The sequence below is a fragment of the Bacteroidota bacterium genome (assembly GCA_035506275.1).
Classification (GTDB): Bacteria; Bacteroidota; Ignavibacteria; order UBA10030; family UBA8401; genus JAGVPT01.
Genome location: DATJPT010000019.1, coordinates 418,886 through 434,252, shown reverse-complemented (window position 1 = coordinate 434,252; position 15,367 = coordinate 418,886). Strand labels below are relative to the sequence as shown.

13 protein-coding genes are annotated in these 15,367 nt (G+C 51.6%); 4 read left to right on the top strand and 9 right to left on the bottom strand.

What is annotated here, in order from left to right; genetic code table 11:
• The first annotated feature begins 18 nt into the window (after positions 1-18).
• The 3 genes from VMF88_15160 (at position 19) to purU (ending at position 5,514) form a co-directional block, all read left to right on the top strand.
• On the top strand, positions 19-1,521 hold the full coding sequence (locus tag VMF88_15160; GenBank protein HTY12400.1) for a hypothetical protein: 1,503 nt from the start codon (positions 19-21) through the stop codon (positions 1,519-1,521).
• Positions 1,522-1,861: 340 nt separating this feature from the next.
• Complete coding sequence (locus VMF88_15155) at positions 1,862-4,444, top strand: two-component regulator propeller domain-containing protein (protein HTY12399.1); 2,583 nt, start codon at positions 1,862-1,864, stop codon at positions 4,442-4,444.
• A 206-nt stretch (positions 4,445-4,650) separates the two neighbouring features.
• The gene (gene purU, locus VMF88_15150; protein ID HTY12398.1) at positions 4,651-5,514 is read left to right on the top strand and encodes a formyltetrahydrofolate deformylase; all 864 of its coding nucleotides are present in this window, start codon (positions 4,651-4,653) and stop codon (positions 5,512-5,514) included.
• Positions 5,515-5,564: 50 nt separating this feature from the next.
• Here purU and VMF88_15145 read toward each other — a convergent pair whose 3' ends face one another.
• Positions 5,565-6,425 (bottom strand): fructosamine kinase family protein, encoded by an 861-nt coding sequence (locus VMF88_15145; GenBank protein HTY12397.1) that lies wholly within the window; start codon positions 6,423-6,425, stop codon positions 5,565-5,567.
• The gene (locus VMF88_15140; GenBank protein ID HTY12396.1) at positions 6,412-6,876 is read right to left on the bottom strand and encodes a low molecular weight protein-tyrosine-phosphatase; all 465 of its coding nucleotides are present in this window, start codon (positions 6,874-6,876) and stop codon (positions 6,412-6,414) included. Before VMF88_15140 ends, VMF88_15145 begins: the two co-directional genes overlap by 14 nt.
• A gap of 183 nt (positions 6,877-7,059) precedes the next feature.
• Here VMF88_15140 and VMF88_15135 point away from each other — a divergent pair, with 183 nt between their 5' ends.
• Positions 7,060-7,338, top strand: a complete 279-nt coding sequence (locus VMF88_15135) for a YciI-like protein (protein HTY12395.1) — start codon at positions 7,060-7,062, stop codon at positions 7,336-7,338.
• Positions 7,339-7,351: 13 nt separating this feature from the next.
• Here the strand turns inward: VMF88_15135 and VMF88_15130 are convergent, their stop codons facing one another.
• The 7 genes from VMF88_15130 to rpmE all read right to left on the bottom strand — a co-directional run bounded on the left by VMF88_15130 (position 7,352) and on the right by rpmE (position 15,292).
• Positions 7,352-8,491 carry a DNA recombination protein RmuC gene (locus VMF88_15130; protein HTY12394.1) on the bottom strand — a complete coding sequence of 380 codons (1,140 nt, stop codon included), beginning with the start codon at positions 8,489-8,491 and terminating at the stop codon, positions 7,352-7,354.
• A 25-nt stretch (positions 8,492-8,516) separates the two neighbouring features.
• Entirely contained in the window at positions 8,517-9,692 is a 1,176-nt protein-coding gene (locus VMF88_15125; GenBank protein HTY12393.1) for a heparan-alpha-glucosaminide N-acetyltransferase domain-containing protein, read from the bottom strand.
• A 60-nt stretch (positions 9,693-9,752) separates the two neighbouring features.
• Positions 9,753-10,967 (bottom strand): glycine C-acetyltransferase, encoded by a 1,215-nt coding sequence (locus VMF88_15120; GenBank protein HTY12392.1) that lies wholly within the window; start codon positions 10,965-10,967, stop codon positions 9,753-9,755.
• Between the two features lie 40 nt (positions 10,968-11,007).
• Positions 11,008-12,234, bottom strand: coding sequence for a zinc-binding dehydrogenase (locus VMF88_15115; protein ID HTY12391.1), 1,227 nt, complete (start codon positions 12,232-12,234; stop codon positions 11,008-11,010).
• A 29-nt stretch (positions 12,235-12,263) separates the two neighbouring features.
• Entirely contained in the window at positions 12,264-13,619 is a 1,356-nt protein-coding gene (rsmB, locus tag VMF88_15110; protein HTY12390.1) for a 16S rRNA (cytosine(967)-C(5))-methyltransferase RsmB, read from the bottom strand.
• A gap of 14 nt (positions 13,620-13,633) precedes the next feature.
• Positions 13,634-14,905 carry a putative sugar nucleotidyl transferase gene (locus tag VMF88_15105; GenBank protein ID HTY12389.1) on the bottom strand — a complete coding sequence of 424 codons (1,272 nt, stop codon included), beginning with the start codon at positions 14,903-14,905 and terminating at the stop codon, positions 13,634-13,636.
• A gap of 162 nt (positions 14,906-15,067) precedes the next feature.
• Positions 15,068-15,292 (bottom strand): 50S ribosomal protein L31, encoded by a 225-nt coding sequence (rpmE, locus tag VMF88_15100; GenBank protein HTY12388.1) that lies wholly within the window; start codon positions 15,290-15,292, stop codon positions 15,068-15,070.
• Between the last annotated feature and the right edge of the window lie 75 nt (positions 15,293-15,367).

The following is a 15,367-nucleotide window of genomic DNA, read 5'->3' as shown; positions in this document are numbered from 1 at the left end:
AATTATGCAGGAGGTTCCATGCTATTGCTCCCCCCCACATTTCTTGTCCTGTTAGGCTTATTCACTTCTTCCTCTTCAGAACCCGCTCCTCCACAGGATTCGGCTGTCGGGATCTTTGAAGGGCACGGCGATATAGGCCATGTGCTGCACACCGGTTCGGTAGAATACGACGCCGAAAAAAAGAGTTACCGCATCAGCGGAAGCGGCGAAAACATGTGGTTCACGGCGGATGCCTTCCAATTCGTGTGGAAAAAGATGTCCGGCGACGTTGTGCTGACAGCTGATATTGAATGGATCGGAACGGGTGGCAATCCGCACCGCAAGGCGTGCCTTTTACTACGCCAGAATCTCGAACCGAATTCTCCGTATGCCGACATTGCCGTGCATGGCGAAGGGCTGACATCGTTGCAGTACCGGGAATCTGCAGGCGCGCCGACCCGGGAGATTCAATCAAATATTTCCGGGCCGAAAAGAGTAAGGATAGAAAAAGAAGGGGACTATGTCTTCATGTCCCTGGCAAAAACAGGCGATTCGCTCCGTTCTGCAGGAGGTTCATTCAAATTTAGGCTGAGGGATCCATTTTACGTCGGGCTTGGCGTTTGTGCGCATGATGGCGACGTCGCCGAACAAGCAGTTTTCTCGAACGTCGAAATCACTGCGGGAAAGCCGAAATCCATAGGAGAGCCGGTTCTCGAAAGTACGCTTGAAACGATCACCGTTGCTTCCACCGACAGGCGTGTTGTCTACACCGCCAGAGAGCATTTTGAAGCTCCGAACTGGTCGCGCGACGGGAAATATTTCATTTTTAACAAAGACGGCCATCTCTATACTCTTCCTGTGACCGGCGGCGCCCCTCAGCTGCTTGAGACGGGGTCCTCCAATCGCTGCAACAACGACCATGGTATTTCGCCCGATGGCACGCAGCTTGCCATTAGCGATCAATCGAAGGATGGCAAGTCGCTCATCTATATTCTTCCCATCAATGGCGGGACGCCCCGTCAAATCACCCCGACCGGTCCCTCGTACTGGCACGGATGGTCGCCCGACGGAAAGACGCTGGCATTCTGCGGCGAACGAAACGGCGAGTTCGACATTTACACCGTTCCGGCGGCAGGAGGAGAAGAAAAACGATTGACCAACGCACCCGTCCTCGACGACGGCCCCGACTACTCTCCCGATGGAAAATATATTTATTTCAATTCAGAACGGACGGGATTGATGCAGATCTGGCGCATGAAGGCGGACGGAAGCGATCAGGAGCAGGTGACGTCCGATAACTACAATAATTGGTTCGCACATCCGTCCCCCGACGGAAAGTGGATCGTCTTCCTTTCTTTTGAAAAAGATGTTAAAGGACATCCTGCAAACAAAGACGTGATGCTGCGAATGATGCCGACCGCGGGGGGCGAGATCCAAGTACTCGCAAAACTTTTCGGTGGTCAGGGAACGATCAATGTCCCTTCCTGGTCGCCCGACAGCAAAGTTGTAGCGTTTGTCAGCTATAGATTGGTCGCACCGTAGCGATTATGAAGTGAAACAGACAACGTGCATCGTGTCAGCAATCTCAGGCCATCGGAGATTGCGTTCACAGAACACTTCCTCAAAGGAATGCATATCGAGACATTCGCAGAATTGTGCGTTAATATTTTTTTCCTAAAATAGAGCGCACTCCCCGTTGTGCCATATTGAGTTTTGTGGAGTTTTTGCCGATAATAAAAAAGGGGCGGACTGTTTCACTGCAGTTCCCCCTTTCATCGAGGTTTGAGTCACGGCAAAGACAACTCCGCGGCACAATTGTTTTTCTCCGTCCTCAAAACCAATTCTCCACTTTTGCGCTGCGGCCCAGGGGCTTTTGTTAAAGATGAGCCCGCTCTGTCGAATGACCAGGTTCCCTGTAAAATCAGTACTGTCTGGTTCACTCCTCTTTTCCTTGATCCTCGGCACGCCTTCGTCTCTCTTCTCACTTGACCCGCAGAAATCGATTGCGCAGTACGGTCACAACTTTTGGTTGAGACAAAGCGGTTTGCCTGCAAACGGGGTGAACGCAATTTTACAGACGCATGACGGCTATCTTTGGCTGGGAACGGCGGCAGGACTTTTTCGATTTGACGGCGTGAGCTTTACGAGCATCGCTATCGACTCCGCCGGTGAGACCACTCACGAGACCGTGTCAGCTCTGGCCGAGGATCAAGACGGCAGCTTGTGGATCGGCACCGCCTTCAGCGGCTTGCGCCGGATCAGGAAGGGAAAAATATTCCGGTATGGATTAAAGGAGGGATTTTTTGATACTCAGATTTTAGACTTGTTCGAAAGCCATGACGGACATTTAATGGTCGCCACCGCAATCGGCGAGTATATGTTCAGCGGCGAAAAGTTCCTTCCTGTATTGTTGAGCCCGAACTACACTGTTGATATCGCAGAGGACTCACACTCCAAATTTTGGATCTGCACACACCAAGGCGTACGAATCATCGGCGAGAATGATTTTTCCCGCCCCGTGAGCATTACAACAAAAGAAGGCCTGCCGAATGACGTCACGACATGCGTATACGCAGACCGAAACGATAATATTTGGATCGGGACGGTCGATGGGTTAGCCCGATATCATGATGGGAAAATCGCGGTCTATAAAACCCGGGACGGTTTGTCGGATAATCATATTACGTATATCTACGAAGATTCGGACGGAAACATCTGGGTAGGAACAAACAAAGGGGGAATTGACCGATTCAAGGGGGACATATGGCAGAGATACACAAAGACCAATGGACTTACGGACAATCAAGTACTTTCGATATCTGAAGACAGAGAAAGAAGCCTTTGGGTCTGCACCGCGGATGGGCTCAATCAATTTCGAGATGTCAGCCTCACGACGTATACGACGTATGACGGCCTCGGCAATGATTACGTTTCGACGGTCATCGAAACGCCGGACAGAAGCCTCTATTTCTTGAGCGACCAGGGCTCGAACGTGACACAAATGAAGAACGGCAAAGTCAGCACGTTCGACCTCTTTATCGGACCAGCCTATGTCGCGCATGACGGGAGCCTGTGGATCGGACAGAGCGGAATGCTCAATAAAATCAAGAATGGGCGGATCACACGGTACAACGTTACCATGGGCATGCAGCCACATTGGGTCTCTGCCATCACAGAGGACGATAAAAGTCTGCTGATGTACATCGACCATATGGGAATTTTCAGGCTTATTGACGGAAAGCTCAAGCCCTACCTGATCGGAGGCGGGCACGAGTTTCCTTCAAAAGACTACATTGTCTGTTTTTACCCTCAACGCAAAGATCTGATGTGGGTTGGCATGGCGGATTCGCTCGTAAAAATTGAGAATGGAACCGTTACCGGATACACCACGGCCAACGGCCTCGCCGGCAATTGGGTAAGCTCGATCTACGATGATCATCAAGGGAGCCTGTGGATCAGTTCGCCTCAAGGGGGGCTGACGCGCTACTTCAATGGGAGGTTAACCGCTTACAACACCAAGGCCGGGCTGTTCACCGACGAAATTTATTGCGCTCTGGGAGACGACAAAGGAGGACTCTGGCTCAGCAGTCCGAGCGGGATCGGACAGGTTCAACGGCAAGAACTCAACGATTTTGCCGAGGGACGAACAAAACAAATTCACTCAAGGGTTTTCACCACGGCAGACGGGATGAAAACAGACGAATGCTTTGGGTCCTGGCAACCTGCAGGATGGAAAATGCACAACGGCGATCTCTGGTTTGCGACAAAACGGGGAGCGGTCCTCATCCAGCCGAAAAAGTTTGAGCAAAACTCTCTTCCACCTCCGGTCTATATCGAACAGGTTGTCGTCGATCAAAAAAACCTCCCCACGGAACTGGCCGCCAGTTTGCAACCGGACGCCGACAAGCTGGAATTCCACTATACGGCGCTGAGCTATCTTGCCCCCGGTAGGGTTCGCTTCAAATATATGCTCGAAGGCTACGACAAAGTATGGGTCGACGCTGAGACCCGGCGGGTCGCCTACTATACAAGCCTTGCTCCGAACCATTATCGGTTCCGAGTTATGGCATGCAACAATGACGGCGTATGGAACGAAGCGGGAGCCAGTTTTGCCTTCGAACTTCAGCCTCACTTTTATGAAACGTACTGGTTCTATGGATTAGTGGTGATCGCGCTGGGAGCCGCTGGGTTCGGTGTCTATCAGATTCGTCTCGTGCAGCTGGTCCAAAGAAAGAAGGAGCTGGAAACGAAGATCCAGGAGGCAATGGCCAACATTAAGGTTCTGGGAGGACTTATTCCGATCTGCTCAAACTGTAAAAAGATTCGCAATGATAAAGGATATTGGGACCTGTTGGAGGGATATATCCAACAACATTCCGAAGCCAAATTCTCCCATGGTATTTGCCCCGATTGCGCGAAGCTTTTATACCCAAAAGTGTTCCCTTCAGACAAAGAAACATCATAAGGGGTACAATACCGTTCTTCTCCTTCAAGAGCAATTCCTGGCGCCGGCGGCCGATCGTTGTCGTCGCCGTAAGCATCTTCCCCCCTTTTGCATCTCTCTCGCTCGGTGGCTATATTAACAAGCAGATCGGAATTACGGAATTTTGTTCCGCACCATACCTCCTTTTTATCAGCGCTCAGAAATTACCGATAAGGATACTCCTGTACATGGCCGAAAAGCGATTGACTGCAACCCTGCTCTTGACGTGCCCCGACAGAAAAGGGCTGGTATCGTTGATCTCAAATTTCATTTTTGAACGAAAAGGGAACATTCTCGACCTGGTCGAGCACGTAGACGCGGAAGAAGGACGTTTTTTTATTCGCGTGGAATGGGACATGAAGGAATTCGCAGTCAGCCCTGACAGGCTAGGAGAAATGTTTGCTCCGATGGCGACAGAATTTGGAGCGGAATGGTCCATCCGCCTAAATCGCGAAAGGCACAGGTTGGCCATTTTTGTGTCAAAGTATGACCACTGTCTGCAGGAGATCCTCTGGCGGCACGAGCTCGGCGAATTTGACGCCGACATCGTGGCGGTAATTTCAAATCATCCTGATCTGCGGTACCTGGCGGAACGGTATCACCTCCCGTTCCATCTCTTCCCTGTCACGCCCGAAAACAAGACAGTTCAGGAACATGAAGAGCTTGCGTTGCTGAAAGCAAACAACGTTGACACGATCATTCTTGCCCGGTATATGCAGGTTCTTTCTCCGGCATTCCTTCAACACTATCCGAACAACATTCTGAATATCCATCATTCCTTCTTGCCGGCATTTGCAGGAAGCAATCCATACAAACAGGCCTATAAGCGAGGGGTTAAAATTGTCGGTGCAACGAGCCATTACGTGACGGAAGTCCTCGACGAAGGGCCCATCATCGAACAGGACATCATCCGCATTTCTCACAAGGACTCTCTGGAAGATTTGGTGCGGAAAGGGCGTGACCTTGAGCGGTTGGTTCTTGCGCGCGGCGTGCGGTTGCATTTGCAGGACAGGATTCTCGTCTACGGCGGCAAAACAATTGTGTTTGAATAACGCTGACGCCGAACATTACGTGGCGAAGAAAAATATATCAGCGGATCATTTCACTCAACCAAACGCTGCATCGTTCCTACGACCTGTCCGTAATACCCCTCGCCAAAAATGTTCAGATGATTGAAGAGGTGGTAGAGCTTATACAATTCCATTCTCTTCTGCCAGCCGGGCCTGAGCGGATACACCTCATGGTATGCCGAATAAAATGAATCCCCGAAGCCGCCGAACAGCATTGTCATGGCAAGGTCTGCTTCGCGATGTCCGTAGTACACCGCCGGATCGATGATTGCCGTTGTCTCCTCTCCAAGGATAAGAACATTCCCATTCCAGAGATCGCCGTGCAGCAGTGCAGGCGGCTCACCGTCATCAGGAATCAGCCTATCGATTCGCGAAGTAAGAGCCGCAAATAGTGCGCGCAACTGAGAATCACAATAGCCGTTTCGTTCTGCAAGATAATACTGAAACTGCAGGCGGCGGATGTGGTAAAACTCTTTCCATGAATCGGTGCGCGGCATATTCTGCTGAGGGGTCGAGCCGATATAATTATCTTCGGTAAACCCAAACGATGCTGCCGTACACCGATGGAGTCCGGCACATTGCCGCCCGAAGATCTCAAAGGTCTTTTTGCGATTGGATGGAGGCGATGTTGCAAGGAATTCAAGTATGAGAATGTGTTCGTCGGCGAACATTACTTCAGGGACCTTTATTGCACCCGCTTGGGCAAGCGCGCGCAATCCGTTCGCTTCTTTTTGAAACATGCCCGGCTGCTGAGGCGAAACCTTGACAAACACCGGCCTTCGCCCCGCGAGCGTCACCTTCATCGCGGTCGAAATCGACCCGCCTCCCACAGGACTGATAGAAATAACTCTTTTCCCCAATGCGCGCTCGACGAACAAACTAACCTGATCCATGTCCAAGTTTTTTCAAAAGACCATCGCATGCATCTTCGAGGATATCGAGAACGTATTCAAAACCTTCGGGGCCCTCATAGTACGGGTCGGGAACTTCATCTGCCGCGATCTTCTGACAATAATCCGTCATCAGGGAAAGTTTCCCGTCATATTTTCCATCCCCGTCCATGGAACGCAGGTCGCGCAGATTCTCTTTGTCCATCGCAATAATCATGTCAAATTTCTCGAAATCCTCGGCGGGGTTGAATTTTCGGCTCCTGCTGTTCAAAGGATAACCCCGTTTGCCCGCGTGGGAACGCATGCGGGCGTCCGGAAGCGAACCGATATGATAACCTGCGGTTCCGGCAGAGTCTATTTCAACCGGAAGGCCTTCCGCTTTCTTCTGCATGATCCCCTCGGCAGCGGGCGAACGACATATATTTCCGAGGCACACAAATAGTATTTTTTTCACTCGTCAGGGTAGTCTTATTAAAAAGGAATGCTTGTCAATAATCGTCATTTTTCGAATTTGTTTCAAGCTATTGAAGGGGGCTAAATTCGTTATTGAACATTTTTGCGCCGAGGGAAGAAATAGGCTCGAAAATTCTTTACATTGTATGCAAGGTTCTGAAATGTGACATTCAGGGTGACGCGCATGAACTATTTTGCATTGATCTACTATCTTGCCGACGATTATCTCGCACGGCGGACCGCATTCCGGGAGACTCATCTCGAATTGGCAAAAGAACTGCATCGTCGCGGGGAACTTCTCCTCGCCGGAGCTTTTGGCGGTCCAGCAGACAAGGCGCTTCTTGTCTTTCGCGTGAAGGACAAAAGTGTCATCGAAGAATTTATCGATCACGATCCGTATGTCAAGAACGGCTTGGTGACGCGGTGGGAAATCCGCCCGTGGGCGGTAGTCATCGGCGGCTGAGCCGGCAATTGCTTTACGGAAGCAGTTCCCCCTGGGCAGGATGTGCCGGCAGCGCATTTCCGGAAGAGTTCTTTAATTTTTCCTCAAAGGTGTCGAGTTTTCGCGCCGCCTCGTCATACTTGTTCTTTGCGTTGTTGAGATGTTTTCCGACAGTTTCGAACTCGTCCGCGAATCGCTGCAAATCCCCCTGAAGCCGCGCAAGATTTTGAATGATCTCCTTCGCGCTCTTCTCCACTTCCATCCCCTTGAACCCCAATGCCAGCACATGAAGCTGGGCATAAAACGTGTTCGGTGAGACTGAAAAGACCCTCCGCTGGACGCCGTAGTTATAGATATTCGTCTCGTCGTCGTAATTGTCGTTCTTGATGATGGTCTCATAGTAGATATTTTCCGCGGGGATATACATCAAGGCGAAGTCGAACGTTCCCTCATCCGGCGCGATATATTTTTGCGCAATGGCGTCGATATGCTTCTTTACGTCGCTGACGAAAAGCTTGTACGACGATTTCTTCTCCGCATCGCTGGCCGTTTCAACCATCTTCCTGAAATTTTCCAGGGGAAATTTTGAGTCGATGGGGATGATGCCATTGGCCGTCCTGACGATGGCATCGACTGTGTTGCCGTTGCGGAACCGGTACTGCGTTGCATACGAAGAGGCGGGGATCACTTGCTTCAACAGATCCTCTAGCATCGACTCGCCGAGACCGCCGCGAAGCTTCGGGGCCTTAAGCAGTCCCTCCAGCTGCGCCACACTGACCCCGAGCTGCTTCATTTCTTCCGTCGCCTGGAGCAGCTGTCCCTGGCTCTTTTGCAGGTCTCCGATGACTTTCGCCGCTGTATCGAGGCGCGTGCCGATGGTGCTGGTCTGCGCGGAAAGCTGCTGGTTGACCTGCTCGGTGGTCTTTTGGATCGATTGCGTCACAAGCGCTATTTGCTGATTCAGATTTTCCGACGTAGCGCGCATATTCTGGAACATGACGTCGGTGGCATTTTTTAAACTTTGTGAAACCTCCCCTCTCAGCGACTCGATCTGCTGCTGCACGAGCATTGACGATTGATCGGCGGACGCCGGTTCCTTCGTCTGCTTTCTAAGAATGGAGACGGCGACTAGGCCGGCGAGCACCACAACAGCAACAAGTGTTACAATTTCCATCGATGCGTTCTCAACATTTTAGGCATTAATATGGCTTCGTAAAGAAAACAAGCAGGACAATGCCGAGAATGGAATACTGCAGAACTCTCGCATAGAACATACTCTTTTTCTTCAATGAATTCCAGATGTATGCAAGCCCGGCCATCGCTCCGATAAGAAGAACCGCCATTCCCGCGACTTCCGGTACTGACCGTGTCGTCCCGATGATCAGCGACAAGCTCTCGCCGTGAATGAACAACCCATAAATAACGAGCAGGTGCGCCGTATACGTTACTAGGGATTCTGAGCCGATCAGACTGACGATCGACTTGCCCGAATGCGCGGCGCGTTCCCAAAACCAAAGGGTTGCAAGGATGATCAGAACGATGCCGAGTCGAATAAAGAGGAATTCCGGGCTTGCGGTCCAGAAATCGTGCGGAGGAAAAATTGTCACCGGCTGAACGTGGGCAGCGACTGCAAGAACGATCAGCAGCATACCGATTCCGAAGGTTCCAAAAAAGAACTTCTCTTCTACATTCTTCGACCTGAAAATCGCGAACAACTCCCCCGCCGCCCCACCGAACAGCACAAAGCTCATCCACGGAAACACGGGAAAAAGAGAGCCATGAAGGGCATTGACGTAATTAGAAAAAGGAAGCGAGACCATCCGGTCCACATTCCACGTCGACGCGAACGGGCTTGCGAATGCGACAGCACATGCGGCCACGCCCAGCAGAATCAGAAATGTCCGATGGGTCCTCGCGATCAAAACGAACGCCAGCATCAGCAGGAGAGAGACGGCTATGCACTGCAGAACGTCCACCGGCCAGAACGATCTCCATTCATCCCAGCCGATAAGAAAAGCGAGCTTATTGAATGAAAAGAACGGAAGATGAAGAGCGTACCCGACGGCCCAGATCTGAAGGATGCGGCCGAGCTGTTTCCACAATATACCGTTCAACGAAAGATAGTCCTGCCACTTGCGTTGACCGACGATCGCGAAAGCGTATCCTGCGACAAATAAAAAGGAAGGAGCAACAATCCCGTTGATAAAATTGAGAGTACCAAACCACGGCTGGAGACGGATCGTAGGGATGAGGAACGCGTTGGTCACATGCGTCTCGATCATCACCAGCACTGCCCACCCCCGCAGCAAATCAATGTACACATAGCGTTGTTTCGGCTGCAGCGACGGGAGTGATGAAGGAACGGGCTGAGACATTCGTCGATCGAAAGGGGGAGTGAATGATTATGAGAAATCCCTCACAAGCTACCGGAAACTTTAAATGACCTTCATCTTCTTCCCCACCGTTTCAAAAGCATCGAGGGCGCGGTCAATCTCCTTCGTTGACAATGCTGCCGAAACCTGCGCACGCAATCGCGCCTCCCCTTTTGGGACAACGGGGAACCACAGTCCTTTGATATAGACACCCGCCTTAAGCATCGCAGCGCTCATATCCTGTGCAAGCGATGCTTCGCCGAGCATGATCGGGACGATGGGATGATCGCCGTCGATGATCGTGAATCCCAGCGCTTTGATTTCCTTTCTGAAATACGCAGTGTTCTCGTGCAACCGGCGAACGATCGATCTGTCTTTTGTCAATAGATCGAAGGCCGCGAGGCATGCACACACAATAGCGGGGGGCAACGAATTGGAAAAAGTGTACGGACGGGATTTTTGACGAAGGTAATCGATGAGTTCCCTCTTTCCGCTCAGGTATCCGCCGGCGGCGCCGCCGATGGCCTTGCCAAGCGTCCCGGAGAGGACGTCGACTTTTCCGAGAACGTCGAAGTGTTCAGGCGTGCCTCTGCCCGTCTTTCCGCACACGCCGATGGCATGGGAATCGTCGACAAAAACAATTGCGCCGTGTTTATGGGCAACCTCGATCAGAGCATCGAGCGGCGCCAAATCTCCTTCCATGCTGAACACGCCGTCCGTAGCGACGATCCGAAGCCGATAGCCTTTGTCCTTGTCCTCATTCAGTAGTTGGTCAAGGTGGGAACAATCCGCATGATTATAGATCTTTTTATCCGTCGTTTCGGGCTTGCATAGCCGCATGCCGTCGATAATGCTGGCATGATTCAGCTTGTCGGTGTAAATGGCATCCCGGTAGTTCTCCATGCCGAGCTTTTCATTCACCAGGCTCGCGAAGAAGCCTTCGTTCGCTGCGAAGCATGAGGAGAACAGGATCGTCGCTTCGGTACCGACGAACTTCGAAATTTTCCTTTCAAGCTCTAGGTGGATCGTCTGCGTGCCGCAAATAAACCTGACCGAGGCAACACCGTAGCCGTACTCTTTGATCCCCTCGATCGCCGCTTTTCGAACGACGGGATGATTGGACATTCCGAGATAATTGTTGGAGGCCATCATGACGACATTACGGCCCTTGACTCTGACGACACCCGATTGCGCCGATTCCAGCGGAGTCTCGATCTTGAAGGTGTTTGCGTCGCGAATACGCGACAGTTCGGAAGCAACAAGCTCAATGTAATCCATAGGATTGAATTAGTTTTAGTTGATCACAACGATAAGCGTATCATGGCTTCAGCAACACTTTGAAAGCATCGCCGCGGCGGATCACCTCGAATGCTTCTTCGTATTTTTCCAGGGGGAACTGGTGCGTGATGAATCCCGTGGAAAGAAACTTCTTTGCAAGTCCCGACTTGAGGATCCTCTCCATTTGAGTCCACGTTTCAAAGACCCGGCGGCCGATGATCCCTTTGATAGTCAAGCCCTTGAAAATGACGTCTCCGGCAAAATCGACCGGCATCGTCCCTGCCGGAAGACCAAGAAGGGAGAACGTGCCCCCCATGCGGATCGCTTTGAAGGCATCTTCATACGCCTTGTAGCTCCCCGACATTTCAAAGACCGCATCGACGCCGGAATTGTTCGTTTCCTTCATGACAACGGAGTGGAACCGACTCCGCTCTTCAGGGAGCGCCATATCGAAACAATGCGCCGCGCCGTAAAGACGCGCCATTCGGAAACGGCGCATCTCGAGCTTGTCGTGGGAGAATTCTCCATGGGATGCATCGGTGACGAATATTTTTTTCGCCCCTGCGTATTTTGCGACGGCTGTTGCCATCAATCCCTGGACGCCGCAGCCGAGAACGACCACGGTCCGTCCTTTGACATCGACCGACATGACCGTGTGCGTCGCATTTCCGATCGCATCCATGAACGCGATGATCTCGAGCGGAATCTCCTTCTCGTGAAAAAGGACAAGGTTCCCCGCCGGCACCTTCACGTATTCTGCAAACGCGCCGTCGTCGTGGACCCCTTTAATGACGGTATTCCGGCAGACATGCTTTTCGCCGAGGCGGCATTGATAACATGTTCCGCAGGTCACATGCATCTCGGCGGAGGCATGGAAATGCTCGCCGACGACGGCAAGAAATTTCTTGCTTTTCGCAAACTTCGATTCGGTTTCACCGCGGAGGAGCCTCTTGACCTCGGCATTCGTTTTTGCCTTGCCGAAGAGCATTGCCGCGATATGCTTCCGCGCTTTCAGCCCGGCGTCGACGATGCGGCCGGAAAATTCGTGCCCCACTGTCACCGGTGAAACGAGCGCCCGCGACATCTCGACGCGAAGGGAATCCTTGGCGTTGTAAATCCCGACATCGGTGCCGCACACAGCTCCCGCAAATACCTTAATAATTACATCGTCGGGTGATTGCACCGTCGGAATCGGCTTCTCGATGAGTTGAAACCCGGTCCCCCATTCTTTTCCTTCAACAGGTTTTGGTTTTGTAATCGCTTTCATAATTGTACAGGCTATTTTCTCAATAATTGTTATCTGTTCTTCTTCAGCCGGATGCTGAACGAGCCATCCATACCATGTAGGTGGGGAAACGTCTCAACATACCCGTCGGCGTTCACAAGCGCAGGGGGAACAAACTGCGCCGCGGATTCGACATCGAAATCAGGGTGCTGTTCTAAAAGGAACCGTACGATCGAAAAATTCTCCTCCGGCTCCATGGTGCAGGTACTATAGACAAGAACGCCGCCATTTTTCACGAGGCTTGCTGCATTATGAATAAGAGCTTTCTGCATGGCGACAAGGTCGCGGATGTCCTCCGCTTCCCTTTTCAGTTTCACGTCCGGTTTCTTTGCGAGAACGCCGAGGCCGGAACAGGGGGCGTCGAGGAGAACTTTGTCCGCCGGTTCGGTCGAGAGTTCCTTGCTGTCGGCGGCGATGATCTTAACATTTGCAATCCCCAATCGCTCGCAACTCGATTTCACCAGATTCAACCGCGTCGAATATTTATCGACGGCGATCACCTCTCCGGTGCCATGAAGCATTTCGCCGATAAAGTTCGTTTTCCCTCCCGGCGCCGCGCACAGATCGATCACCCTGTCCCCCGGCTTTATGGCCAGCAACTGACAAGCGAGGCCGGCGCTCTCATCCTGAACGGAAAAGAAACCCTGTCGAAAGAGATCGGTCTGGGAGATGTTTGAGAGGTTCGTTGTTCTTACGAAGTTCGGCAGGTACTTCGACCGCTCAAACGAGACATTCTGGTTTCTCAGCCGCTCAAGAAAATTATCGACCGTCGTTTTGGAGGTGTTGATGCGGAGGCAGAGGCTGGGCCGTTCATTGTCGGCATGGAGCAGCTTTTCAGTTTCGGCAAAACCAAATCGGTTCATCCATCGGCGAACGACCCAGACAGGATGAGAATACATCACAGCGAGGTATTGAGCGGCGTCGATGGTGACATCGGGATAGTGAATTCCGTCGATGTTGCGGATGATGTTGCGAAGAACTGCGTTTACAAGATTTCCGGCTTTATCGCCGCGGATCCGTTTGACAAATTCCACTGCCTCATTGACGGCCGCATGGTGGGGGACCTTATCCAAGAACATGATCTGATAGAGCGCAGCACGAAGAGCGTTTTTGACAGTGACCTCTGCCTTCGTGAAGTTGCCGTGGAAGAATCCGTTAAGCACCCAATCCAGCTTCATCTGCCAACGAAGAACCCCGTTGACGATCTCCGTCAACAACGATTTATCGAGGTCGTTGATTTCTTCGGACCGGAGTTCCGATTCGAGAAGCTTGTCGAGATACGCATCAGCCCGTTCGACCCTGTTAAGAATCTTGACGGCGCTTCCGCGAACTCCGTGAAACAATAATTTCCTCTCTTCAACTTCCATGAGCGTATGAGAATTTAATGACGCGCATCGACGCGGCGGCGATCGGACTTCGCCAGCTCAAATATTTTCTCAAAAAGAGCAGCATCGACGTCGGAGAACGAGACTTTCCGGCGCGACATTACACGTTTGGCGACCTCCGCTGCCCGCGCCACGTCATAAACGGCGCTCGCTTCGCCCGATCCTCCCCAGGAAAACGACGGAATAAACTTTGGCGGGACTCCCTCGCCGAATACATTGCACGATACGCCGACAACCGTTCCCGTATTGAGCACGGTATTGATCGCAGTCTTCGTATGATCGCCGATCGTTGCACCAACGAACAGCGAACCGCTGTCCACTGACTCCCCGTTTATCACCACTTTCACAGAGCTATAGTTATTCTTCAGATCACTGTTCGTCGTCCCTGCCCCAAGGTTCACCCACTCGCCAAGGTACGAATGTCCCAGAAATCCATCATGCTGCTTGTTGGAATACCCATGGATGATCGATGCTTCGACTTCCCCGCCGATCTTACACATCGGTCCGATGGCGGTATCTTCATAAATTTTCGCCCCTACCCTAATTATTGAACCATCGCCGATATACACTGGGCCGATAATGGTCGATTGCGGGAGCACAGTGACATTGTTGCCGATGTAGACCGGGCCATTTTCGGCATCGATCACCACGCCTGGCTTCACGAGCGAGCCGCTGCCGATCATAATATTCTTTTTATTGATGAGGTGAACACCCGCCGAAATTTTCCCACTGATCTTTTTCCCTTTGGACGGAACCGAGAGCAGGGCCCAGTCTGCCCGCAGCTGGGCTGCATTATGATGAATCAGATCCCAAGGGTACTTCACGGTTACTGCATCAACTTCTTTTTTTGCGATCCCCTCAAAATCAACGGAAGAGAAGACCTCCGGCAGCTTGTTGTTCCAACGCGTCAGCACTTCCCCGGAAACGCGGGCTGCAACCACGTCCTTCCCGTTCATGTAGACAATATCGGAAGGACCTTTCAGAGCAACATTCCTCACAAAGTTCTCATCGGCGATCACTCGCCCGTTAATGAACAGACATTCCCCTCCCGAAAACTTGTTGACATCGGTTCTCGGATTTCGATGACGCACGAAGTCGGCAAGATATGACCGGCAATGGAGAGCAATGCGCGGGCTACGGTACCGCCGCTGGATTTTTTCCTTTAGGGAGAGCCCGCCGCATTTAAGATCATAGACCGGGCGGAAGTAAACGAGGGGGAGAAACCGGGAGAAATAATTATCTTCGAAAAGACAAATCTGCGGTGACATCTGCGTACGTCAAGCCGTCTGGTGAGAAAAGGTGCTACGGAATTAATTACAGCTTTGTGTCGAAAGATCCTCCCCGGGCAGGTATTCGCCCGGAGACAAAAAACGGAATGTATCGTTCATACATTCCGTTTGATGATGTGTCAACATAGACGCCTGCAAAGCTTATGCAGCCTGTTCCGGCACTGCAGCTTTCTTTGCGTACTTTCTGTTGTACCGTTCGACACGTCCCGCCGAATCGACTAATTTCTGCTTGCCGGTGTAATACGGATGGCAATTCGAACAAATTTCAAGGTGGATATTGCCGATGGTAGATCGGGTCTCGAACGTATTCCCGCAGATACAAGTGACGATTGCCCGCTTATATTCAGGGTGAATTCCTTTTTTCATCGCATCCTCCGGTATCTCAAAAATTTATATCGATAAGGTACTGATAAATCCGTTGAAGTGCAACTTCATTTTAGC